Raw genomic sequence first — 23,237 nt, forward strand, 5'->3', positions numbered from 1 at the left:
CTTTAATCCTCATCTGTATCACTATGGTGAAGATCGCGCGCAACCTCAGGCGAGCGAAGGAGGGCATCAATTTTTGAAAAATTATCAAAACTATTATCAATTCGGAAACGCAGTTCTGGCATATATTTCATTTGTCGCAACGCATGACTGATTTCTCCACGGAGAAAACGACTATGTTTATTGAGGGTATCAACAACATCGGTATGAGAAGCATTTTTAAGAGTGCTGAGAGGTGATACAAAGCAAGTAGCAATTTTTAAATCTGGTGACATGCGTACTTCAGAGACAGAAATAACAATATCTTTTAAGATATCATCAAGCAAAATATCACGCTGTAATATATGCGCTATTGCATGACGTACTTGCTCTGCTACTCTAAGTTGCCGTTGTGATGGCCCTGCATTTTTCATCAAAGTTTTATCCTTGCTACAAGATCTCTTTTTTGACCATTTAGATAAGGAAAAAGAGATATTGTGTATAAAACCTAATAACTTTTCTCATTTCACAACAGAGTAAAGTTATTGGATTATTTTATAATGTGCGATTAATATGTTCGATACGGAAGGTCTCAATGATGTCTCCTGCACGCATGTCTTCATAATTTTCAAAGGCTATTCCACATTCTTGACCACTTTGCACTTCATTGACTTCATCCCTAAAGCGTTTGAGTGTTTTCAGCTTTCCTTCGTGAATAACGATATTATCGCGGATAAGGCGAACACCGGCTCCTCGTTCTATTTTACCTTCTGTAACACGACATCCTGCAACTTTTCCAATTTTTGTAATGTTAAAGACTTCTAGAATTTCAGCATTACCAAGGAAAGTTTCACGCTGTTCTGGTGAGAGTAATCCAGACATGGCAGCCTTGATATCGTCAACAAGATCATAAATGATGTTGTAATAACGAATCTCAATTCCTTGTGTTTTAGCAAAATCACGTGCTTGCTTATTGGCTCGAACATTAAAGCCAATTACAGCAGAGTTAGAAGCTTCTGCAAGAGAAATATCACTTTCGGTAATTCCTCCAGCACCAGAATGTACAATACGTGCACGAACCTCATCATTTCCAAGTTTTTCCAATGCTGAAGCAATTGCTTCGATTGATCCTTGCACATCCCCTTTTATAATAAGAGAAAATTCCTTAACACCAGTCGTTTGCAATTTTGTCATCATTTGCTCAAGAGAACCACGCGAACCAGTTTGCCGCGCAACAGCTTTATCACGTGCTAATCGTTGTCGATATTCAGAAATTTCACGTGCTTTTGCTTCATGTGTGACAACAGCAAAACGGTCTCCGGCTTGTGGTGTTCCTTGCATGCCTAAAATTTCAATTGGTGTAGAGGGAACGGCTTCTTTGACATGGCGGCCATGGTCGTCAATCAAAGCACGCACACGACCCCATTCATTTCCAGCAACTATAATATCAGAAGGGTGTAATGTACCTTTTTGAACAAGAACTGTTGCAACAGACCCACGTCCGCGATCCAATTTGGCTTCAATGATAACGCCCTCTGCAGTTCGTTGGGGATCTGCTTTCAGATCAAGCATTTCAGCCTGAAGAAGGATAGCTTCGAGAAGTTTATCAAGATTTTGACCAGTTTTAGCAGAAACTTCAACGTCCAAAGTTTCACCACCCATAGTTTCAACAAACACTTCATGTTGTAGAAGTTCTGTACGCACTTTTTGTGCATTCGCAGCTGGTTTATCAATTTTGTTGATAGCAACAATGATAGGTACACCAGCAGCTTTCGCATGATTGATTGATTCAATCGTTTGAGGCATAACACTATCATCAGCGGCTACAACGAGAACAGCAATATCAGTAACACGAGCTCCGCGTGCACGCATAGCCGTAAATGCAGCATGACCTGGTGTATCAATAAAGGTAATTTTTTGACCGTTTTGTTCTACTTGATAGGCACCAATATGCTGCGTAATACCTCCTGCTTCGCCAGAAACAACATTTGCTTTACGAATAGCATCCAAAAGAGAAGTTTTTCCGTGGTCAACATGGCCCATAATGGTTACAACAGGGGCGCGCTGCTGCATGTTTTGAGGATTATCTGTTATATTAAAGATACCTTCTTCTACGTCAGATTCTAAAACACGTTTAACAGTATGGCCAAATTCAACAGCGATGAGTTCGGCAACATCTGCATCAATAACATCGCCAGGTTTCATCATTTGTCCTTGTTTCATCAAGAATTTAATCACATCAACAGAACGCTCAGTCATACGTTGTGCGAGCTCTTGAATGGTAATCGTTTCAGGAAGAACAACTTCGCGAGAAATTTTTTCTCTTGGTTCTTGATTTTGTGCACGCTTAAATTTTTCCTGTCTACGCCGCATTGCAGCCATTGAGCGCCCACGTGCGCTTCCTTCTTCATCCAGTGCACTATTCAGAGTTAGCTTTCCGCGTCTCCGCTCATCAGCTCCTTTGACAACTTTGGGTACACGTATTTCTGATTTAGCAGGATTAGCACGTCGACTATGCCGTTCTTCCTCATTATTGTCATCTATTTTGCGTTTTTCAACCACGGTTGTCTGTTTAGTGGCAATAGGAATATCTGCCTGTTCAATGAGAGGGGGAACAGGTGGAGTCTGCACTGGCGATATTTCTTCTTCTTGTTGGAGATGGATTTCTTTTTCTTTAATTTCTTGCTGTAAAATTTCTTCACGCTCTTTAGCGCGTCTTGCTTCTTCTTCGGCTTGTTCTCGCGTTATTCTTTCTTGGATATGTGCTTCTTCTAACGCGCGAAGTCTCGCTTCCATTTCAGTTGATGAAAGATTGCTTTTGGCCACAGATTCTTGAGGCTTTTTTTCCTCAAAACGCGGTTTAGAACGCTGGGGGGCCACATGCGGCTTTGTAATGGGCTGTAGGGTTTCAGCTTTTTCATCAGGTCGCGTAATTTTACGCCGTTTGGTTTCGACAACGACAGCCTTCGTACGGCCATGACTAAAATTTTGTTTAACCGTGCTCGTTTCCAAGACAGACCTCTTGAGAGTTAGTATCTTCTTGACCGTTGTTTTGTCGTTGTTATTTTCACTCATTGTACTTCCTTCACGGCTTGTGCCGTCATCTCACTAGACTTACTATGCTTGTCGTCACGATAGCTGATCAATCTACATGTCGTTTTGAGAAATCCTTCAGCAGCTTTTGTGTCCAGTAAGGCCGCGTGCATTACAGGATTAGAGCCAAAAGCCACTCGCATTTCATCATTTGTAAATAAAGATATGGTTTTTATAGTCCGATTTGTTTGTTGTTGTATTGAATGGATGGCCTGTGCAATTTTTCGTTTCCCATCTTCTGTTGTTTCTTTAGCATGAAGTACAAGAATAACTTTACCAGAGCGGATAGCAGCGTCAACCTTTGTTGCTCCCATAACAATTGCTCCCGCTTTTCGTGCCATGGAAAGGCTTGAAAGAGCGGCTTTTAGTAAAAGCGTATCAACAACATGCACAAGATTTGGTGTAACTTCAACATCTGTTTTAAAATTTCTATGAAAAGCTTTCTGTTTGATTGCTTTCTCAATAACAGCGTGATGGGCAGAAATCCAAACGCCACGCCCTGGTAAATTCGCTTTAAGATCAGGAACAATTTGGTTATTGGGACCAATAACAAAACGGATCAGCGTTTGTGCTGAAGCATTTTTTCGGGTCACAATGCAAGTCCGTTCATTCATTTAAAGTGTATCCACATCCAAATCATCTGTTTTTTCATTTTCTGCAGAATTTTCATCTTCTACAGGATTTTCTGTAACAAGATCAGTTTGGTCTATCCAGCCTGCTTGTACACGTGCGGCTAAAACCATAGCTTCTGCATCTGCGCGTGTAATGTCAAAAGGGGTTAAAATACCAGAAAAATTCTGTGTTTGACCTTCTTTACGTTCTCTCCAACCAGCTAAATCATCAACGGCATAGCCAGCAAAGTCTTCTATTGTTTTTACACCATCCTGACCTACAGCAACCAACATAGCACTTGTCATTCCAGGAAGTGTTCGCAACTCGTCAGAAACTCCGAGCTTTTTGCGTTTTTCATCAAGTTCTTTTTCTTGATGATCAAGATATTCGCGGGCACGACTTTGGATTTCAGCGGCGGTATCATGGTCAAAACCATCAATAGAAGCGATTTCTTCAAGATCAATATAGGCGATTTCTTCAATAGAAGAAAAACCCTCTGATGCCATAACCTGTCCGATCATTTCGTCAACCTCTAAGGCTGCCATAAACAATTTACTCCGTTCAGTAAATTCTTTTTGACGATTTTCAGATTCTTCCTTTTCCGTTAAAATATCAATGTTCCATCCTGTTAGTTGCGAAGCCAAGCGAACATTTTGCCCACGTCGTCCAATAGCAAGGCTAAGTTGATCATCTGGCACAATAACTTCAATCCGTTCAGCATCTTCATCAAGGATGATTTTAGAAACTTCAGCAGGTTGCAGTGCATTAACGACAAATGTTGCCGCATCAGGCGACCAAGGAATAATATCAATTTTTTCGCCTTGTAATTCAGCAACAACAGCTTGTACACGACTTCCTCGCATTCCAACGCATGCTCCAACAGGATCAATGGAACCATCGCGTGAAACAACGGCGATTTTAGCCCGTGAACCTGGATCACGAGCAACAGATTTGATTTCTATAATACCATCATAAATTTCTGGTACTTCCATAGTGAAAAGTTTTACCATAAATTGGGGATGTGTGCGTGAAAGGAAAATTTGTGGACCACGCGTTTCACGGTGTACATCATTGACAAAAGCACGAATGCGATCTCCATAGCGGAATGATTCACGAGGAATTAATTCATCACGGCGAACAATAGCTTCACCGCGTCCTAGATCAACGATGACGTTACCATATTCCACACGCTTAACTGTACCAGAAATAATTTCACCAACTTTATTTTTGAATTCTTCATATTGCTGATCGCGCTCTGCATCGCGTACTTTTTGTACAATAACCTGTTTAGCAGATTGTGCTGCGATACGTCCAAAATCCATAGGAGGTAAAAGATCAGCAAAAAAATCACCAATTTTTGCTTCTGTTTGACGTTTGAGAGCATCAGACAAAGTAATTTCCGTTGTATAGTCTTCAACGACATCAACGATTTTAAGCAGGCGCTGTAATTTAATTTCACCTGTTTTAGAATTGATTTCAGCACGAATATTGGTTTCTTGACCATAACGAGAACGTGCTGCTTTTTGAATAGCATCAGCCATCGCAGAAATGACAATTTCACGGTCGATTGACTTTTCACGTGCAACAGCATCTGCAATTTGCAGAATCTCAAGCCTGTTAGCGCTTGTAGCCATCAATTTTCTCCTTCTTTGTGCCACACGATGGGTATTTCCCAGTGATATTATTTTTTGAAATTGAGCGTCTGTATAGAGTCGTTAGCGTTCTCTTCGGCAATGAATTGTTGACTTAAATCTTTATTTTGTTTCAATGCATCGCGAATAAGCTCATCGGTAAGCACTAAATGCGCATTTATGATATCACAAAAGGAAATAGGGGTATACATGGCTTCTCCATAAGCAGCTTTATCAGTGTTTAAAATAAATCCATCTTGCGTGATATTTGTAAGTGTCCCACGAAATTTTCGGCGCCCATCAATTGTTATTTTGGTTTCAATTTTTGCAAGATGCCCTTGCCAATGAAAAAAATCAGATTTTCTTACCAATGGACGATCAATTCCAGGTGATGAGATTTCTAAATGATATTTGCGTTCAATAACATTTTGTACATCAAGGAGGGGAGAAACTGTTCGACTAACAGTTTCACAATCTTCTATGGTCATAGAACCATCGGCACGTTCAACCATAATTTGAAGTGTTAAACCATTTTGACCAAGAAGTTTCACACGAACCAAACGAAAACCTAAAGGTTTAAGTAGTGGTATGACAAGAGCAGCAACCTGTGCTTCGATACCATCTTCTTCAAACAGGCGCGGTTCGTCAAGATTGCTTATTTTTTCAGCTTCGTTCATACATTTTATCCAAGTTGGTTTCATCAGTTTTATGATATTAAAAAAGAGCGGGTCCAACGGCCCACTCTTCATCATAAGACCAAGAATTTAACTATTGATACTCTTAAATTCAAAATTTTTCAAGTTGTTTATGAGAAAAGCGCTTGATCATTTATTTCTTGATAAAGGTAAGATAGGAAGGCGTTCGTCCTTCGCGTAAAGCTTTTGCTTCATAGCGGGTTCCGCTCCATAGTGGATAAGGGAGTTTCCAGTCTTGAGGGCTTTCTGCTTTCCATTCAAAGTGATCATGTTGTGCACAATGGTACAAAGTCCAGTTTACATAACTGTCTATATCGCTAGCAAAGCGCAAAAACTTCCCTATTTTAAGAACACGAGCAAAACGGTTAAGATTTTTTATGTTGATGAAGCGTCGTTTCCAGTGTTTCTTTTTCGGCCAAGGATCAGGATAGAAGAGGTCTATTCCATCAAGCGAGTTATCAGGGAGCCAATCAAGAAGGCGTGTAGCATCATCATTATAGAGGCGAAGACGATTTTGATGGTTTTGATGCTGTTCAAGAGACGATAATATTTTTGCCATGCCATTGATAAAGGGCTCGACGCCGATAAAACCGGTTTTTGGAAAATATTCCATTTCATGAAGTAAATGTTCACCTCCACCAAAACCGATTTCAAGTCGAATTTCTCTTACTTTGCTTGAAAATAAGGATGTAAGGTTTAAGGGAGGAGGGACATTTAAATCAATATTCAAATTGGGGAGAAGCATTTGTATACGTGTAAGCTGACTGTTTCGAAGTTGTTTTCCTTGTCGGCGTCCAAAAAATGCTTCACTCTTACGTATATTATGTTTAATCATGGGATTTGGATCATTGTTTGAAGCGTTTTCACGAGATCAGTTTTTTCCCATGAAAACGAACCATCGTGTTTTGGTTTACGACCAAAGTGACCATAGGCAGCTGTTTTCGCATAAATAGGTTTATTGAGGTCAAGATGTTTTCGAATGCCGGTAGGTGAAAGGTCCATTATTTTGCGGATGGCTTCTTCAATAACTTTTTCATCGACTTTTCCTGTTCCATGAAGATTAAGATAAATAGATAAAGGTTGTGCAATACCAATTGCATAGGAGAGTTGAATGGTGCATCTCTCTGCTAAATCAGCAGCAACAATATTCTTAGCCAGATAGCGTGCCGCATAGGCAGCAGAACGATCAACTTTTGTTGTATCTTTTCCTGAAAAAGCACCGCCTCCATGGGGTGCTGCACCTCCGTAAGTATCCACAATAATTTTGCGTCCCGTTAATCCGGCATCGCTTTGAGGTCCTCCAATGACAAATTTTCCTGTTGGGTTAATATACCAACTGCATTGAGCTGCAATGGGAATGTCATGTAAAGCTTGGCGAATGTAAGGTTCAACCACTGTACGTACTTTATTGGAATCCCAGCTTTCATCAAGGTGCTGCGTTGAAAGAACAATGGATGTGACCTCTATCGGTTTTCCATTTTTATAACGTATGGTTATTTGGCTTTTAGCATCTGGTCCTAATTTTCCAGTTTCTCCCTCTCCTTTATGACGAGCTGCGGCAAGAAGTTTGAGAATTTTATGCGCATAATAAATTGGCGCAGGCATGAGATCAGGTGTTTCACGGCAAGCATATCCAAACATGATACCTTGATCACCTGCTCCTTCTTCACCATGCCGATCCGTAGCATTATCAACCCCTCTTGCTATATCAGCTGATTGTGGGCGCAAAAGAACATCAATTTTAACAGTTTTCCAATGGAAGCCTGTTTGTTCATAGCCAATGGTACGAATAGCACGGCGGGCTGCTGTACGAAAACGTGTGGGATTAATGAGTGGAAAGCTAGTTTCATCATAGATGAATTCTTTATTTTTATCTTTTTTTAATAGCGTATCGGGAACACGTACTTCACCAGCGATAACAACACGGTTGACACTGACGAGAGTTTCACAGGCAACGCGTACTAACCATGGATCAGTACCAGTCTTTTCAGCTTCTTTATAGATCATATCAACGATTTCATCGGAAATACGATCACAAATTTTATCAGGATGTCCTTCCGATACCGATTCGCTCGTAAAAAGATAATCTTGATGCGGCATAGGAACTCCTTCAAAAAAGAAAACCAACGATTTAATCAATTGCTTACTAAAGTCGTCACCATTTGCTAATTCTACAGCAAATAGTCAATGCAAATGTATATGAATAAAAGAGAAAAGATATAATTTTAATTTATAACTTATTTGTCAAATCTTCCTCAGAAAGTGCTTTTGCCAAGTCAATAATTTTTCGACGCACTTTAGCATCAGATATATTTGTAAAAGCGCGCATGAGTTGAATCCCTTCGCTGCTAGAACAAAAGTCTATAAAATTGTGTTCACTTTCAGCAAAACCCTCTACTTGTTGGGAGGTAATACCTTTATCAAAAAAGTAAGAAACAGGAACATCCATAATTTCCGCTATCGCTTGAAGACGGCTGGCACCAATACGGTTTGTTCCTTTTTCATATTTTTGGATTTGCTGAAAAGTAATTCCTAATTTTTCACCTAGTTTCTCTTGAGTGAGTCCTAAAATATTACGACGTAAACGGATACGAGTTCCAACATAGATATCTATAGGGTCAGGTTTTTTTTTAGTTTCGGTCATAATGCAACTCTTTATTTCCAGCATTTTTCTTCTAAACCAACATCATATTTATGCGCAGTTGATTTATCATATAATTAAAACAATATGTAATATTTTTTCCCAATATTACTGGTACACGCAACATAATACCGTACAAAGGGCACTTGAATCATTTAAGCTGTTTTGTAAAACCAAAACCAATACGACACAATAGCATAAGGATGAATAAGATAAAAGTAGAGAAAGTTCTGTATTCATTGCTTCCTATAGGGGTAATGGATGATGGAACTCGTGAATCAATAATGCCCACAGCATTTTGTCGAAGAGCTACAACGATTCGTCCATAAGAATCAATAACAGCTGATATGCCATTATTGGCTGCCCGTATGAGGGGGATTCCCAGTTCAACGGCACGAAGCTGTGCTTGTTGAAGATGTTGATAGGGTCCAGGTGTTACACCAAACCATGCATCATTTGTAATATTAATAATTGCTTGAGGCGGGGAGCCTTTAAAAGTCATTTCATGGGGAAATATTGCTTCATAACAAATCAAGGGTAGATAAGAAAATCCGTTTGGCATTGTAACAATTTTGCGCACACTTGCAGCACTATATCCACCAATATTATCGGCAAGGGTACGCAATCCAATTTTTTTCAATAAATTCTGATAAGGAAGATACTCACCAAAAGGAACCAAATGAAGTTTATCGGAAGTATTTAAAATATTACCTTGAGCATTAATGACTGCAATTGTATTAAAATATTGTGTTTGGGAATGAGGTAGATCATTGCTGGCGCGTATTGCTCCAACGATAGCCCATTGTTTAGGTTTTAAAAGAGAGGCAATGCGCATTGTGGTAGATGAGTTATCATAGAGAAGGTAAGGAACGGAAGCTTCAGACCATACGATAAAATCGGGTTCTGAATTTTGATCGGTTGTTGGCGTTGCACTTAGCTTCATATGCGCTTCCAACATAGATTCTCGTGTATTATCACGCAATTTTATATTTTGTTGGATGGACGGTTGAACAATGCGCACCCAATAAGCACTTTTTTGATCTTCAGCTGTGTTTTCTATAGTATGAAGACGATAAAACCCAAAACCACAGTGAATTAATATAAGTGATAAGCAAAGAGAAAGTGCCACTTTCTTTTTTTCATCCGTTAATAAAACAGTTGGCAAACTGTAGGCTAAGACAGCAAGAATATTCATTCCGTAAAGTCCTACGATTGCATCAGATTGCATGAACACTGGGGTTGGCATGGCTGTATAGCCAAGAGAATTCCATGGAAATCCTGTGAATAAAAACGCACGCAACCACTCGGATAATCCTAATGCAAAGGCTAAAACAAAAAAGCGTGCTATTCCTTTTGTCCATAATAAACCGACAATGAAACCAGAAAAAAACCAATAAAAAGAAAGGTAGAGTGGAGGGACTAAAATGGCTAATGGGACGGCCCAACCAAAAGAATCTGGATCTGTTAACAAAGCATTGCATAGCCACCAAAGGCCGCAAATAAAATAACTAAAACCAAAGGTTCCACAGCTTAAAGCGTAAGTAAAAAAATGTTTTTTATTGTTTTTGGTGTCCTGTATTGAGTCAAGTAAAACAATAAAGAGAGGGAAAGTTAGAAAGCAAAGAGGTGTTAAATAAAAGGGTGGAAGTGCAAAAGAAGTAAGAGCACCACACAGAAATATCCATGCTTGGCGCTTCCAGCCTGTAACAGAGAATAAAAAAACGATGAAATTGTTTAAAAACGCTGGACTATTCTTTAGGGATGGCATTGTTCTCAAGATTCTCATTTTTGGGAATGCGAAAAATGCGCAACCGTTTGATCCGGCGTTTATCAGCTTCTAAAATACGAAATCTATAGCCAGGTACAGCTTCGACAATTTCACCTTTGGCAGGAATGCGATCAAGAATTGAGACGATCAAACCACCAATAGTATCAACTTCATCACCATATTCTCCTACGATAAAATCAGGACCAAGAGCTTTCTCCACATCTTCTAGTTCAGTTTTTGCATCAACGAGCCATTTATTATTTGGTTCACGTACGATAGCATTGTCGACATTATCATGTTCATCTTCGATATCTCCAACGACTAACTCAACAATATCTTCCATTGAAACGAGACCATCTGTTCCTCCATGTTCATCAATAACTAAAGCCATTTGAGTTCGTGTAGTTTGCATCCGTGTTAATAATTTGCTTGCAAGCATAGAACTGGGAACAAAGAGAACTGTTCGGATCAAATCCAATTCACCAATTGGAGTATGCAAGTCTGTATGGTTTAATTGAAGAAAATCGGATTTTTGTTCGGTTTTTGTTGGATTGATAATAAAGCGAGTGATGTAGTTAAGAATATCGCGGATATGGATCATGCCGCGCGGATCATCTAAAGTTTCAGCATAAACGGGGATACGAGAATGACCAATTTTTGCAAAACATTTAAGGGTTTCTCCAAGAGAGGTGTTTATTTCTAATGCTTCGATTTCAGAACGAGGTATCATAACATCATCCACGCGTGCTTCACGTAAGCGTAAAATGTTATGCAGCATAGTACGTTCTTCAGGTGAGAAGAGGGCGGTATCTTTTTCATTGTTAGTCGTGAGTGCAACGGTAAGATCATCGCGCAGTGACGTAGATGCACAATTTCGACCCCGTAAGAATGAAAACAAATGATTCATCAGGGAATATTTTTCTGTATGATTCGTTTGCTGAGAGGGGTCTTTTTCATTATTAGAAGATGCTTGATTATTATTTTGTGCATTTATTTTGTTTGCCATGGTTTTGAAATCTTCTAGACTTTCTTTTATAACAGATAAATAAGAGGCTTTAAATGGTATGCTGGTAATATTGATTTTAAAAGTTAAATTTTATCATTGATAGACAATTATGCGTAAGGATCTTTTATGGAAAGCTTTTGAAGAATTTCCCTTTCGAGCTTTTCCATTTTATATGCTTCATCATCAGTTTCATGGTCATAACCAAGCAGATGCAAGATACCATGAACAATCATATGTGTTAAATGGTCTTGAAATGTTTTTCCTTCTTTCTCTGCTTCGAAAACAACAGTTTCTCGGGCAATAATAATATCACCGAGCATGGGACCAGGTCGATTTCCAGCTTTAAGTGGAAAAGCAGGAAAGGATAGTACATTAGTAGATTTGTTTTTGTTGCGCCATTGTGCATTGATTTGTGCCATATGTTCATCATCCGTAAAAAGCAGGCTAATCTCGCTTACAACATTTTCCAATGAAACATGATGCATAGCTGTCATTAATGCTTTTTCAGTGATATTATAAAGCATTTTCTCATCATTCCACCCTGCGCTTTTAATCATTATATCAATAATAATCATGATGAATCAAATTCATTTTTTAATGCATCGCGTGTGAATAATTTTTTTTTATTTTGTATTTCGGAATCACGATCATAAGCACGAACGATAGCAGCAACAAGTGGATGGCGTACAACATCTTTTTCATCAAAATGCACAATTGCAATATTTTCTATATTTGAAAGAATGCGAACTGCTTCAATGAGACCTGATTTTTGCCCTGTAGGCAAATCAATTTGGCTTACGTCACCGGTAACGATCATACGCGTTCCTTCTCCAAGACGTGTGAGGAACATCTTCATTTGCATGGGCGTAGTATTTTGTGCCTCATCAAGAATAACAGCAGCATGGGCAAGTGTTCGTCCGCGCATAAAGGCGAGAGGAGCAATTTCTATGACACCAGAAGCTAAAATGCGTTCTATTTTTTCAGCGGGCATCATATCATAAAGAGCATCATAAAGTGGTCGTAAATATGGGTCGACTTTTTCTTTGAGATCACCGGGAAGAAAACCAAGACGTTCTCCAGCTTCAACAGCCGGACGTGAGAGAATAATTCGTTCAATGATACCACGTTCTAGAAGCATTGCAGCATGAGCAACAGCAAGATACGTTTTTCCTGTTCCTGCTGGTCCTACACCAAACACAAGTTCAGTATGCTCCATAGCACTTATGTAAGCGTCTTGTGTTGGAGTTCTTGCATGAATTATTTTTTTATGGGTACTCAACCGTGCTGGTATACGTTTCGTTGCAGATTTGTGTGTTATTGTGTCTTCTTTCTGCTTCTTTGGTATATTTGCCATAGCAATCGCTCCTTTTATATCTGATAAAGTGAGCTCTTGATGTGTTTTGGCACGTTCATAAAGCTGCTGCAATACATATTGCGCACGTTTTATAACGGAAATATTTCCACGGATTAAGACTTCATTACCACGCGGATGAATACTAAGTTCGAGTTTTTTTTCGATATAAGCGAGATTTTCGTCAAATTTACCAAAAACTGCTTTTGCATATTGATTATTTTCGAAAATCAAAACAACTTGGCTCAGATCTGAAGCGCTTGTTTGTTTCAAGGTATCAGCCTTTTCAAGGGACGTATTTACTTTTTCTTTAATACGCTTTATTTTTTCGGTTGAAGCTTTCAGCCTATTCTCCATATCTACATAAATATTGCACACTTTTTTAAGTAAACTTTATAAAAGACAATTTTTTACAAAAAGTGCACGCTTTAGATGTAATCATTTTCTTTTAAAATAAAAGAATTTTCCAAAATATTTATTGTGAACAAGGTGTTAGAGGCATGTCTATCTATTTGTCACTTCACCAACAAAACTGTTTGAGCTTGCATTTTTAATATGAATTTCTATCACGCTACCTGTAGAGGCTTCTGTATCGACGACAACAGGTAAAAGCCAAGGGGAACGCCCTACCATTTGTCCTGAGTGACGTCCAGTTTTTTCGATGAGAACGTTCGTTTTTTGACCAATTTTAGAACGCAAAAATGCATTTTGTTGCTCAAGGAGAAGGATTTGTAAATGTTGAAGTCGGGCATCTTTTACAGATTCATCAACATGATTTTTCATTGTGGCTCCCACTGTTCCAGGACGGGGGGAATATTTAAAAGAATAAGCTGAACTGTACTGTACTTGTTGAATAAGTTTAATGGTTTCTTCAAAGTCTTCATCTGTTTCTCCTGGAAACCCTACAATAAAATCGCCTGAAAAGGCAATATCTGGCCGTACGGTTCGAATTTTTTCGATAAGATGAAGATAATGAGAGCTTTTGTGTTGTCGGTTCATGGCTTTTAAGATGCGATCTGAACCTGATTGAACAGGAAGATGGAGGTAAGGCATTAACATATCAAGATCTCGATGCGCGGCAATAAGGCTATCATCCATATCACGTGGGTGGCTGGTTGTGTAACGCAAACGCTTTAAACCATCGAGTTTTGCGAGATGATAAAGAAGATCGCCAAGACGCCAAGTTTTGCCATCAGCACTTTGTCCATGCCAACCATTGACATTTTGTCCAAGCAGCGTAATTTCTTTGACACCCGCTTCGATGAGTTGAAGGGCCTCTTCAGTAATTTGTTCAACGGATCGTGATATTTCAGCACCGCGTGTGTACGGAACAACACAAAAAGTGCAAAATTTATCGCAACCTTCCTGCACTGTTAAAAATGCGCTAACACCTCGTTTTCTTACTGCATGTTTATTATGGGGCGGCAAATGAGCAAATTTATCTTCAACAGCATAGTCTGTTTCGATAATTTTTTTCCCTTGTTTGGCTTTTTCTAACAATTCTGGCAAGCGATGATACATTTGCGGACCAATAACAAGATCCACTGTTGGAGCACGGCGCAAGATTTCACTTCCCTCAGCTTGTGCAACACAACCTGTTACACCAACCATAAGGGGTTTATCAGGTGTGCGCTCTTGACGCATAACGCGCAAACGACCGAGATCAGAATAAAGTTTTTCTGCTGCTTTTTCACGAATATGACAGGTATTAACAAGAATAAGATCGGCATCATTGGGAATTTGTGTTGTCACATAGCCTTGCGAACTGAGACTATCAGTCATCCGTTGGCTATCATAAACGTTCATTTGACATCCATAGGTTTTGATAAAAACCTTTTTAGGAGCAACAGGAGGCGTATTTTTAGGATTTACTTTATTCATAGCGCATGTGTAAATGTTTTTTACACAAATCTCAATCTATTTGCTTAAAAGTTTTTTGCATGATAATTGCATCACCACGACCATTTTTTGACGCGTAGTAGGCAAGACGTTCAGAAATTTTTTGAAATTCAAAGCGTTGATAAAGGTTCAAAGCAGAAAGATTTGTGGCTTCTACTTCCAAGAATAATTTTATGGCGCCCTTGTCGTGAAGATGGTGAACTGTGCTTTCGATAAGAAAGGTACCAATTCCTTGTTGACGATAATGAGGATGAACAGCAATTGTGATGATTTCTGCTTCATCAAGGATGAGACGGCATAGGCAAAAGCCTAAAATTTGATCAGAGCGATCAATGAGAAAAACTTTGTGTCCGAAGATAGAGTGATCTGTTAAGAAATTATCAAAAGCTTGTTTTTCCCAAGAAGGGGTAAAACAATGCTGATGAATTTGATGAAGAGAAGCACTATCATTAACTTGTAGCGGAGCAATTCCAAAATTCTTTTTTGTCAATGAAAATTTGGGCATTATTTTTTTTGTGGTAAAGCAAAATTGGTTTGTTGTTTTGCATCAGCGCTGCGTAGATAGAGTGGGCGAGGTGAATTTTTTGATTGTTTGTTTGCAGCAAGATAAGCATAGTTTACAATATCGGCCGCTTCGCAGGGGATTTTTTCTAGGACAATTTTTTCGTATATTTTATGGTTTTTAACATGCTCCACAACGACATCAGCAGCTGAGCCAGTCAGTCGGGTTTTTTTTGGCAAATCTTCGAGGATATTTTCAATTGTTTTTAATGCCGGCTCTCCCAAAGGTGTGAGATCATTATGAAAATTTTGATGGTAGAACATTCCTCTCCCTGCTTCAATGACAACAGTAATTGCCGATGCTGTACTTTTACTGTTTATGACTTGTGCTGCTAACGCTTCAAGAGCACTCACACCAATAGCTGGTATTTCAAGTGCTAATGCCAAAGCGCGCGCTGTTGCAACACCGACACGTACACCAGTAAATGACCCAGGTCCAATATTGACAGCAATACGCTCAACTTGATCAAGCGTCATATTGGCTTGTGTCATTATTTGTGTAATCTGCCCAATAAGTTTTTCAGCATGTCCTTTGTTCATGCGCTCATTGATACGCGCAATAACAGATTTATGACGAATAAGCGCAACAGCACAATAAATTGAAGCAGTATCTATAGCAAGGATAAGCATAAAAATATTTTAGTTGAATAAAACGATAAATAAAAGTCCTGCTGTATTTTTAATATTTTCATTATCGTATATTTCATTTGTAAGAAAGTTACTAGTGCCAATAAGCAACAATATCTTTTTATGGGGTAGAACGAGATGTTGATTTAATCCTTATTTTTATCACTTTTTGAATGAGTATCTTGAGTATTATAAGATTCTCTTATTTTAAATCTACTTATGGTGAAACAATTAAAGTTATTAGCTTGTATATTACAAGCGGAGTTAGCGTATGAATCAAAACTGTTGAAGAAAAGAATAAAAACTCCTTTCACGAATCGTTTAAATGTAAGGATTGTCACAACTTTTAAGCTATCAAATAGTACGATGATGCCACTTGTATTACATAGTAAGTAAAAGTAATTTAAAAGAGGAAAAGTTATGACCCCACATTTTTTCCAAATAAGAATATATTCTATCCGTCTTTATATAAAAACCTCAGCGTAATGAGAGCAGATGAAAGAAATGGCATTGTTTTGCATGAGTTACGTATTTCGATACTACCCTGTTGCAAATCATTATGGACTGAAAAGCAAATTTGACAGTTTTCACTTAAATATCAGCTCTTTCAATTTTTTGTATAGAATAATGAGCAGTATTTTAGAACTTTTTCTGGTTTATGAAAGAACTGATTTTAATAATAATGAGGACTTTGGGTTGATTGCATACTACGTTGAAAAAATAATAATCAATACACATTTAAAATGTTATATGATTTAAATCATTTAATTGTATCATGATAAGGCTACAAATACCGAGAATAATTATGGAGCAGGTTGAAGCCAAAATGACGCGCCATCCTGCTTTTTTTAGTGATCGGATATCAACACCTAATCCTAGTGCAGCCATTGAGATAACAGTAAACAACTGGGCAATAAATTTGATGGGATTGATAGCCTTTTCAGGGATAAGACCACTTGAGCGAACAAGCATCATGATAATAAAGCCAATGATAAACCATGGGACGAGGGTATGTAAACGCAAGCGTGTTTGTGCTGATCGGCGATAAATGATTGATAGAGTAAAAATAACAGGGCCTAACATGAGAACCCGTACTAATTTGACAATTGTTGCAATTTGAACACTCAGAAAAGAGACAGATGCTGTTGCTGCTAAAACCTGTGGTACAGCATAAACAACCATGCCAGCAAGCACACCATATTGGCTAAATGACAAATTCAGAGACGGATGTAAAAAGGGTAGAAATAAAATAATAAGAATTCCTAAAAGAGCAGTGAAGGCAATTGACGCGGCTACATCGTCATGTTTTGCTTTTATGACAGGTGCAACGGCGACAATAGCTGAATTGCCACAAATAGCATTCCCACAAGCGACCAGCATTGCTAAATGTGTAGAAAGCCCGAAAAGTCGGCCGATGGCAAAGCTCAGGATAATCGTTACGAATATCACGAATATGATACTAGCAAGCAAATTCCAGCCAGCTGAAAGGACTGCGTTAATGCTAATGCTTGCTCCTAGAAGAACGATAGCAATTTCGAGAAGTGTTTTTGCACAAAAGGTGATACCTTTTTGAAAATATGTTGGCAAAGGAAAACAACTACGGATAATCGATCCTAAAAGAATTGCCAAAACAATGCTTTCAAGCCAAGCTTGTCCAAAAAGCTGTTTTTCTACGACTTCTAAGCCATAAGCTAAGGCTGATATGAGTAAACATACTAGAATACCAGGACCAAAGTCGTTTAAAAGTGAGAGTTTTTTCTTTATCACTTGAATATTTTCCCCATACAAAGAAATAATAGTAAATAAAACGAAATAACAGGTAAGAGAAAGAAATTTTTAAAGATTTGTTCTTGCTTGTACAGCTGCTGCTAAAGTTCCGTCATCAAGATAATCAAGCTCGCCTCCTACAGGGACACCATGAGCAAGTCGCGTAATTTTAACTGGAAAATTGGAAAGCTGATCGGTGATATAGTGAGCAGTTGTTTGACCTTCGACAGTCGCATTGACAGCAAGAATAATCTCCGTAATAGGGTTTTGTACAACACGTTGTATTAAGGTGGCAATATTGAGTTCATCAGGGCCTATTCCATCTAAGGGGGAGAGTCGTCCACCCAACACATGGTAACGTGCGGCTAAAGTTTTTGCGCGCTCAAGAGCCCACAGATCAGCAATATCCTCAACAACAATGATTGTTGTATCATCGCGGCGTAAATCTGTGCAAATTGAACAAGGATCAATGGTATCGACATTTCCACAAACAGAACAAATGCCGACTTTTTCTATAGCTGCTTGTATAGCCGCTCCCAAAGGCTCCAGCAATGTCTCTTTTTTTTTGATAAGATGAAGCGCAGCACGACGTGCTGAACGTGGACCAAGACCTGGTAACCGTGATAAAATCTGAATGAGACGTTCAATTTCAGGTCCTGCAATGTATTTAGACATATTTTTGTCCCACGGAAAAAATCCGTTTCATTAAAATGGAAGCTTGAAACCTGATGGGAGTGGTAGCCCTGCGGTCATACTTTTGGTTTTTTCTTCTATTGCGACTTCGATTTTTGTTCTTGCTTCATTATAAGCCGCCATAATGAGATCTTCAAGAATTTCAGCTTCCTCAGGTTTGAGTAATGAAGGATCAATTTGAATTGCTGTTATAATATTTTTGCCATTTAAAGTGATATTGACGAGACCACCCCCTGCAGTGCCCACAGCTTGCAGATTAGCTATTTCCTCCTGAATCTTCTGCATTTTTTCTTGCATTTCTTTGGCTTTTTTCATCATGCTCATCATTTCACGCATAGGAATAGGTATCCTTATTCATCATTGATATCATTTTTATTTTTAAAAATATCAGCATTTTTAAAGGTATTGGGGAGTAAATCAAGATCATTTTCTTCTTTATTGAGTCGAATATCGACAATTTTTGCTTCTGGGAAATGATTGAGGATTTTCGCGATATCAGGATCTGTTTCTGCATTGGAAAAAAGAGTCTTTTGAATCGCTATACTTTCCTCCTGTAAGGTTGGGCCACCTCCTTCATTAACAAAAGTTATTGTCCAGCGTTTTTCAGTCCATTGAGATATCTTTTTTTCTATATCATGAGCAAGAAATTGTGGGGTATTTTCAGAAAGTCTCAAGGTAATATGCCCAGCTTCAAAAGAAACAGGATGAACAAATTCTTTAACAAGGAGTTTGAAAGGAACGTCATTATGCTGTTCGGCTAATTGAACAATATCGTGCAAAGAATTAATCACGAGAGTTTTAGGTTCAGTAATCTTTTCTGTTGTTTGCGTGACAGAATGCGATAAATTTGCAATCTTTTCAGAAAAATCAGTAGATTGAGAAGTTTCTAGAATTTCTGTTACTTCTTGGGCGTTGATTTTGTCATGGTTTTGATTTTTAACTAAATTTTCTGGTTGTAAGGAATGATCTAATTGGTTTTTCAAAGAGCTTTTTAAATCTGATTGATCGGCTAATATATTTGAAACGCTCGAGGAAGCATGGGCTCCGACCATTGTTTCTTTTGTTATATTATTTGCATTTGTAGATTCTTGATGAGAAGAATTTTTAACCAGTGTGAGAGGCGTTTTTTCTTGCGTAAGCTTTTTTAAAGCCTCATCAAGAGTTGGTAAGTCAGCCGTGTGAGCAAGACGAATTAAAAGCATTTCAGCGGCTTGAAGAGGACGTGCAGTTTGATTAACTTCCTGTAAACCTTTGAGTAACATTTGCCAGTTTCGGGATAAAATAGGAACGGAAAGTTTTTTTGAAAAGTCTAAACTTCTTAAACGTTGTTCTTCAGTCAGAGAGAAATCTTCCACTATTTCTGGTGTAAAACGTAAACGTGTGACCAGATGATTAAAATCGGCTAGTTCTGTCAATATAGTAAGAGGATCAGCACCTGCTTCATATTGACTGCGTAATTCATGTAACGCATTGACAACATCGCCCTTCATGATAAATTCAAAAAGATCAATAATACGTGCTTGATCCGCTAATCCTAACATTGTACGCACCGCAATAGCATTAACATTGCCATTGCTATGGGCGATTGCTTGATCAAAAATGGATAATGCATCACGTGCAGATCCTTCTGCAGCACGGGCAATCATAGAGAGCGCTTGATCTTCTACTTCTACCTTTTCATATTTCGCAATTTGGCGCAAATGTGCACTCAAAGCTTTTGATTCAATACGTCGCAAATCAAAACGTTGGCAACGCGAAAGAATTGTAATAGGAACTTTGCGAATTTCTGTTGTGGCAAAAATAAATTTCACATGGGAAGGTGGTTCTTCAAGAGTTTTCAATAAACCATTAAAGGCTTGTGTTGAGAGCATATGTACTTCATCGATAATGTAAACTTTATAGCGTGCAGAAACAGGACGATAGCGTATTTGTTCAATAATTTCACGAATATCATCAATGCCCGTATGAGAAGCGGCATCCATTTCTATAACATCAATATGGCGCCCTTCGATAATTTGTGTGCAATGTTCACCAAGAGAGTCCAATACAGTTGTTGGTTGGTCAATATCTTTTGTTTTATAATTAAGCGCACGTGCCAAAATACGTGCTGTTGTGGTTTTACCTACGCCACGAATCCCTGTTAACATCCACGCTTGTGCAATACGACCTTTTTCAAAGGCATTGGTGAGAGTACGCACCATAGCTTCCTGACCAATGAGGTCAGAGAAGTTTTGGGGCCGATATTTACGAGCAAGAACACGATAGGCTGTTTCTACCGGTAAATTTTCCATGAATATTTCCAACTTCGAAGTTCTTTATGCGTACATTTTGATAATACAAAAGCATAGATCAATACTGTAGTCTCATATAAAAGGATTTTTTCTTAATCAAATTATTTATGGGACAATTTGTTTAAAAACAACAAAATCCCTTTATTTGCTGCATACAAATGCCGCTCTGAAGATTAAAAATACCTCGCTAAAAGACAGTATAAAAAAATAATTTCTTCAGCAAAATAGGAGGTTGGAACAATGACCCGTACCAGAACTCGTTGGGGCTGCTTCTTTCCAGACCTGACCCAGTTGGCGAGTAGTTCGTCCACCACCAACCTCCCAAGTTCATATTGTCGATTTGGAATGAAAAATCAAGCTCAGAAACGAAAAATATCCTAAGAAAGACGAAGAATTTTCCTTTGCGTTTAATTTATTGACATATAAACAACAAAGAGATTGTGGATTTACCAGTTTTTATAGCAGTAGCTCTTCATATTTATTTGGTATGAAAATATCTTTTCGCTTAAGATCGTCTGAATGTATAATTATTCTCATTCGCTGAAACATATAAGAGTTTTAGGATAGATACGCCTGTTCTAAAACTACGAAATTGAATGATTAAAAATTTGCAACGATAAAAAAGGCAAATAAAGTATATAGATCATGTAATTGGCTAACATTCGAAAGTTAGGGGGAAGAGTGCTATTTAAATAATTATAAAATATTGCTTTAATGGTGTTGCTCCTCTATACAAAACATCCCAAACATAATACATTTAATGTTGTACATTCACAGGCTTTTTAAAGAGCTATTGTTCAATACTCTTAACTATATTTCAAACTCCACTCATAAATAGTATATATGCTTCCCTTGAGGTATAAATCCATTGTGCACTATCCTCTTTATGCTTAATAAAAGTATAAATTTTAGCCCTCATACTACTTAACAACTCCCAATGTTGCGATCCCTTGCACTTGAGAGGCTTTATAAGAAGCATTTTTATTCCTTTTTTAATCGTTTTTACTCACACATCACTTCCATTTGTAACTTTCAAGGAAACAAATTTAATTGATTTCAATATGAGATTTAAGATGAGAGAATCTTACTTTATTCGTGGTTGTAATTCATTATAAAAAATCGAACTCTTATAATGATAAGTCAATATCTTAAATATCGTACAAGAGAACCACTTCATTTCTATGGTGAATGAGAATATCAAATATGTAATATTTTTGCTTTTAACATATATGAATATAAATACTAAGTAAATGTTATCGCTCTTTTTTTGCGTGCTTGTTCTTTTAATTAAAAAACATTGATGTTCATCACAAAATGGATCAATATATGAATTTCCATTATTTGAGAAAAGATTTCATATATTTTTAAGGGATTGTACTCAGCAAGAGAAGATGCAACATTAAACGCTATAGAAATAAGGGGGTACTGATTTTATAAGCATAAAAATGGTTCTTATTCGATATAAGCGACATTTTATAGTTTCAAATAATTATATTCTTTAATAAGGAGGGAAAAGCGAGATAAATTTTTATAAAAAGCTGAATGAGTATGACTTAAAGTGCAGTGAGGAATGCATCTGTAGATGCAAATTCTACTTTTCTGGTTATCTAAGTGATTTGGGTACGGTGTGCTTTATAGTACTTAAAATAAAGAAGTTGCGAAGATAGAAGTTATATTCTTATTAAAAAAATAGCTCTGATAGTAGAAAATACAGAACAATTTAAGTCTAGTCTTCTATTTTTCGCAAAAGTTCTTTAATATCTAACCTTATAAGCAGCTTAAGGTTTGCCATATTAGTATAAAAATAACCTTTTCAGCGATTAGTTTTAATGGCTCATTATGCCCTATTTTGAAAAAAACACCTGAAAAAAAGAATAACTGTACTCAAATTTAGATGTTATAGAAATATTGTTAATCATAACCTCCTGTGTCACAATCTGTTCCAACAACTTTTTTGTTCGTAATATTTTTAAAAATATAATGTCCTGACCAAGGAAAACTTATATGAAGAGATTTTATATTTTTTAGGGTAAAGATTTTCTTTTCTTTATCATGGGTTATTTTCTTTTCATCATCAACAAAAATTCTCAATTTGTTTAAATCAGAAGGGGCAGAGTATGATAAAGTAAAGGATACTTTCTTTGGTTTAAAGATATTACAAGAGTATTCAACTCCTTGCTGGAATGTATAGGATGGTGTGATCACAACACTTTCATCCCGCGCAAAATTCCATTTTTTTTCACCAAAGCCAGCAAATGCAACACTAGAGTAGGCGAGAATATTTGCGGCTAATAATCCTCGCGTGAAGACTTTTTTCATTATCCTCTCCTTTTTTCTAAAGTGAGGTGAATCATAAATCAGTTTTTATAAAGATACAAGTTCAAACTTAACGCTAAAATCAGGGCTAAGTTGCATTTTCTAGTTTTAAACCATGTTTAGAATGATATTAATCTAAGAGATTCGAATGCCCTATTATGTATAATAATTTGAATTGTTTTGAGAGCTAATTTAGAAGTTCGTTATCTTTATTGGAATATTGTCAGAGGAAATGACTTTTCTCAAGAGGCTCTCTTTGAATATATCAAAGGGAAATAGATGGTACAAGCGTTTTTATTTTTGGTTACTG

Annotated in this window: 20 protein-coding genes and 1 other RNA gene; all 21 read right to left on the bottom strand. The window is 37.7% G+C overall.

Translation table 11 applies throughout. The features are described 5' to 3' along the window. Positions 1–2: 2 nt before the first annotated feature. A complete protein-coding gene (rbfA, locus tag ACFIJW_RS08340) occupies positions 3–410 on the bottom strand; it encodes a 30S ribosome-binding factor RbfA (protein ID WP_375633973.1) in 408 nt (135 codons plus the stop codon). 121 nt (positions 411–531) lie between these two features. After that, a complete protein-coding gene (gene infB / locus ACFIJW_RS08345) occupies positions 532–3,051 on the bottom strand; it encodes a translation initiation factor IF-2 (protein WP_375633974.1) in 2,520 nt (839 codons plus the stop codon). Next, positions 3,048–3,683: an RNA-binding protein gene (locus ACFIJW_RS08350; protein ID WP_375633975.1), complete on the bottom strand. Its 636-nt coding sequence runs from the start codon at positions 3,681–3,683 to the stop codon at positions 3,048–3,050. Before ACFIJW_RS08350 ends, infB begins: the two co-directional genes overlap by 4 nt. After that, complete coding sequence (gene nusA / locus ACFIJW_RS08355; RefSeq protein ID WP_375633977.1) at positions 3,684–5,315, bottom strand: transcription termination factor NusA; 1,632 nt, start codon at positions 5,313–5,315, stop codon at positions 3,684–3,686. Positions 5,316–5,362: 47 nt separating this feature from the next. Beyond that, entirely contained in the window at positions 5,363–6,013 is a 651-nt protein-coding gene (gene rimP, locus ACFIJW_RS08360) for a ribosome maturation factor RimP (RefSeq protein WP_375611870.1), read from the bottom strand. 127 nt (positions 6,014–6,140) lie between these two features. After that, on the bottom strand, positions 6,141–6,842 hold the full coding sequence (locus ACFIJW_RS08365) for a tRNA (guanine(46)-N(7))-methyltransferase TrmB (RefSeq protein WP_375633978.1): 702 nt from the start codon (positions 6,840–6,842) through the stop codon (positions 6,141–6,143). Next, on the bottom strand, positions 6,839–8,107 hold the full coding sequence (gene metK / locus ACFIJW_RS08370; protein ID WP_375633979.1) for a methionine adenosyltransferase: 1,269 nt from the start codon (positions 8,105–8,107) through the stop codon (positions 6,839–6,841). The genes ACFIJW_RS08365 and metK overlap by 4 nt, the downstream gene beginning before the upstream one ends. A 130-nt stretch (positions 8,108–8,237) precedes the next feature. Next, entirely contained in the window at positions 8,238–8,651 is a 414-nt protein-coding gene (locus ACFIJW_RS08375) for a helix-turn-helix domain-containing protein (protein ID WP_375633981.1), read from the bottom strand. Between the two features lie 148 nt (positions 8,652–8,799). Further along, positions 8,800–10,434 (bottom strand): apolipoprotein N-acyltransferase, encoded by a 1,635-nt coding sequence (gene lnt / locus ACFIJW_RS08380; protein WP_375633982.1) that lies wholly within the window; start codon positions 10,432–10,434, stop codon positions 8,800–8,802. Continuing rightward, positions 10,397–11,422 carry a hemolysin family protein gene (locus ACFIJW_RS08385; protein ID WP_375633984.1) on the bottom strand — a complete coding sequence of 342 codons (1,026 nt, stop codon included), beginning with the start codon at positions 11,420–11,422 and terminating at the stop codon, positions 10,397–10,399. The genes lnt and ACFIJW_RS08385 overlap by 38 nt, the downstream gene beginning before the upstream one ends. 107 nt (positions 11,423–11,529) lie before the next feature. Next, positions 11,530–11,997 carry an rRNA maturation RNase YbeY gene (ybeY, locus tag ACFIJW_RS08390; RefSeq protein ID WP_375633985.1) on the bottom strand — a complete coding sequence of 156 codons (468 nt, stop codon included), beginning with the start codon at positions 11,995–11,997 and terminating at the stop codon, positions 11,530–11,532. Then, complete coding sequence (locus ACFIJW_RS08395) at positions 11,994–13,118, bottom strand: PhoH family protein (protein WP_375634027.1); 1,125 nt, start codon at positions 13,116–13,118, stop codon at positions 11,994–11,996. The genes ybeY and ACFIJW_RS08395 overlap by 4 nt, the downstream gene beginning before the upstream one ends. Positions 13,119–13,277: 159 nt before the next feature. Then, positions 13,278–14,654, bottom strand: a complete 1,377-nt coding sequence (miaB, locus tag ACFIJW_RS08400) for a tRNA (N6-isopentenyl adenosine(37)-C2)-methylthiotransferase MiaB (RefSeq protein ID WP_375633987.1) — start codon at positions 14,652–14,654, stop codon at positions 13,278–13,280. Between the two features lie 31 nt (positions 14,655–14,685). After that, on the bottom strand, positions 14,686–15,177 hold the full coding sequence (rimI, locus tag ACFIJW_RS08405) for a ribosomal protein S18-alanine N-acetyltransferase (RefSeq protein ID WP_375633989.1): 492 nt from the start codon (positions 15,175–15,177) through the stop codon (positions 14,686–14,688). Next, entirely contained in the window at positions 15,177–15,863 is a 687-nt protein-coding gene (tsaB, locus tag ACFIJW_RS08410; RefSeq protein WP_375633990.1) for a tRNA (adenosine(37)-N6)-threonylcarbamoyltransferase complex dimerization subunit type 1 TsaB, read from the bottom strand. Before tsaB ends, rimI begins: the two co-directional genes overlap by 1 nt. A 735-nt stretch (positions 15,864–16,598) precedes the next feature. Further along, entirely contained in the window at positions 16,599–17,627 is a 1,029-nt protein-coding gene (locus tag ACFIJW_RS08415; protein ID WP_375633991.1) for a YeiH family protein, read from the bottom strand. Positions 17,628–17,696: 69 nt separating this feature from the next. Further along, on the bottom strand, positions 17,697–18,302 hold the full coding sequence (gene recR / locus ACFIJW_RS08420) for a recombination mediator RecR (protein ID WP_273790577.1): 606 nt from the start codon (positions 18,300–18,302) through the stop codon (positions 17,697–17,699). A 30-nt stretch (positions 18,303–18,332) separates the two neighbouring features. After that, positions 18,333–18,656, bottom strand: coding sequence for a YbaB/EbfC family nucleoid-associated protein (locus ACFIJW_RS08425; protein WP_375606797.1), 324 nt, complete (start codon positions 18,654–18,656; stop codon positions 18,333–18,335). A gap of 14 nt (positions 18,657–18,670) precedes the next feature. Then, positions 18,671–20,611 (bottom strand): DNA polymerase III subunit gamma/tau, encoded by a 1,941-nt coding sequence (locus ACFIJW_RS08430; RefSeq protein ID WP_375633992.1) that lies wholly within the window; start codon positions 20,609–20,611, stop codon positions 18,671–18,673. A 224-nt stretch (positions 20,612–20,835) separates the two neighbouring features. Continuing rightward, positions 20,836–20,933, bottom strand: an RNA gene (gene ffs, locus ACFIJW_RS08435) — signal recognition particle sRNA small type. 1,589 nt (positions 20,934–22,522) lie between these two features. Further along, complete coding sequence (locus tag ACFIJW_RS08440) at positions 22,523–22,930, bottom strand: hypothetical protein (protein ID WP_375633994.1); 408 nt, start codon at positions 22,928–22,930, stop codon at positions 22,523–22,525. Positions 22,931–23,237: the final 307 nt, after the last annotated feature.

Source organism: Bartonella sp. MM97QHHN (genome assembly GCF_042194285.1).
Classification (GTDB): Bacteria; Pseudomonadota; Alphaproteobacteria; order Rhizobiales; family Rhizobiaceae; genus Bartonella.

Bases quoted from the DNA above. Each gene is read 5' to 3' on its own strand.
- tsaB (WP_375633990.1), bottom strand. From the start codon at position 15,863: ATGCTTATCCTTGCTATAGATACTGCTTCAATTTATTGTGCTGTTGCG.
- rimI (WP_375633989.1), bottom strand. From the start codon at position 15,177: ATGCCCAAATTTTCATTGACAAAAAAGAATTTTGGAATTGCTCCGCTA.
- nusA (WP_375633977.1), bottom strand. From the start codon at position 5,315: ATGGCTACAAGCGCTAACAGGCTTGAGATTCTGCAAATTGCAGATGCT.
- rbfA (WP_375633973.1), bottom strand. From the start codon at position 410: ATGAAAAATGCAGGGCCATCACAACGGCAACTTAGAGTAGCAGAGCAA.
- metK (WP_375633979.1), bottom strand. From the start codon at position 8,107: ATGCCGCATCAAGATTATCTTTTTACGAGCGAATCGGTATCGGAAGGA.
- ACFIJW_RS08425 (WP_375606797.1), bottom strand. From the start codon at position 18,656: ATGCGTGAAATGATGAGCATGATGAAAAAAGCCAAAGAAATGCAAGAA.
- ACFIJW_RS08365 (WP_375633978.1), bottom strand. From the start codon at position 6,842: ATGATTAAACATAATATACGTAAGAGTGAAGCATTTTTTGGACGCCGA.
- ACFIJW_RS08430 (WP_375633992.1), bottom strand. From the start codon at position 20,611: ATGGAAAATTTACCGGTAGAAACAGCCTATCGTGTTCTTGCTCGTAAA.
- recR (WP_273790577.1), bottom strand. From the start codon at position 18,302: ATGTCTAAATACATTGCAGGACCTGAAATTGAACGTCTCATTCAGATT.
- rimP (WP_375611870.1), bottom strand. From the start codon at position 6,013: ATGAAACCAACTTGGATAAAATGTATGAACGAAGCTGAAAAAATAAGC.
- ACFIJW_RS08440 (WP_375633994.1), bottom strand. From the start codon at position 22,930: ATGAAAAAAGTCTTCACGCGAGGATTATTAGCCGCAAATATTCTCGCC.
- ACFIJW_RS08385 (WP_375633984.1), bottom strand. From the start codon at position 11,422: ATGGCAAACAAAATAAATGCACAAAATAATAATCAAGCATCTTCTAAT.
- infB (WP_375633974.1), bottom strand. From the start codon at position 3,051: ATGAGTGAAAATAACAACGACAAAACAACGGTCAAGAAGATACTAACT.
- ACFIJW_RS08375 (WP_375633981.1), bottom strand. From the start codon at position 8,651: ATGACCGAAACTAAAAAAAAACCTGACCCTATAGATATCTATGTTGGA.
- ybeY (WP_375633985.1), bottom strand. From the start codon at position 11,997: ATGATTATTATTGATATAATGATTAAAAGCGCAGGGTGGAATGATGAG.
- lnt (WP_375633982.1), bottom strand. From the start codon at position 10,434: ATGAGAATCTTGAGAACAATGCCATCCCTAAAGAATAGTCCAGCGTTT.
- miaB (WP_375633987.1), bottom strand. From the start codon at position 14,654: ATGAATAAAGTAAATCCTAAAAATACGCCTCCTGTTGCTCCTAAAAAG.
- ACFIJW_RS08350 (WP_375633975.1), bottom strand. From the start codon at position 3,683: ATGAATGAACGGACTTGCATTGTGACCCGAAAAAATGCTTCAGCACAA.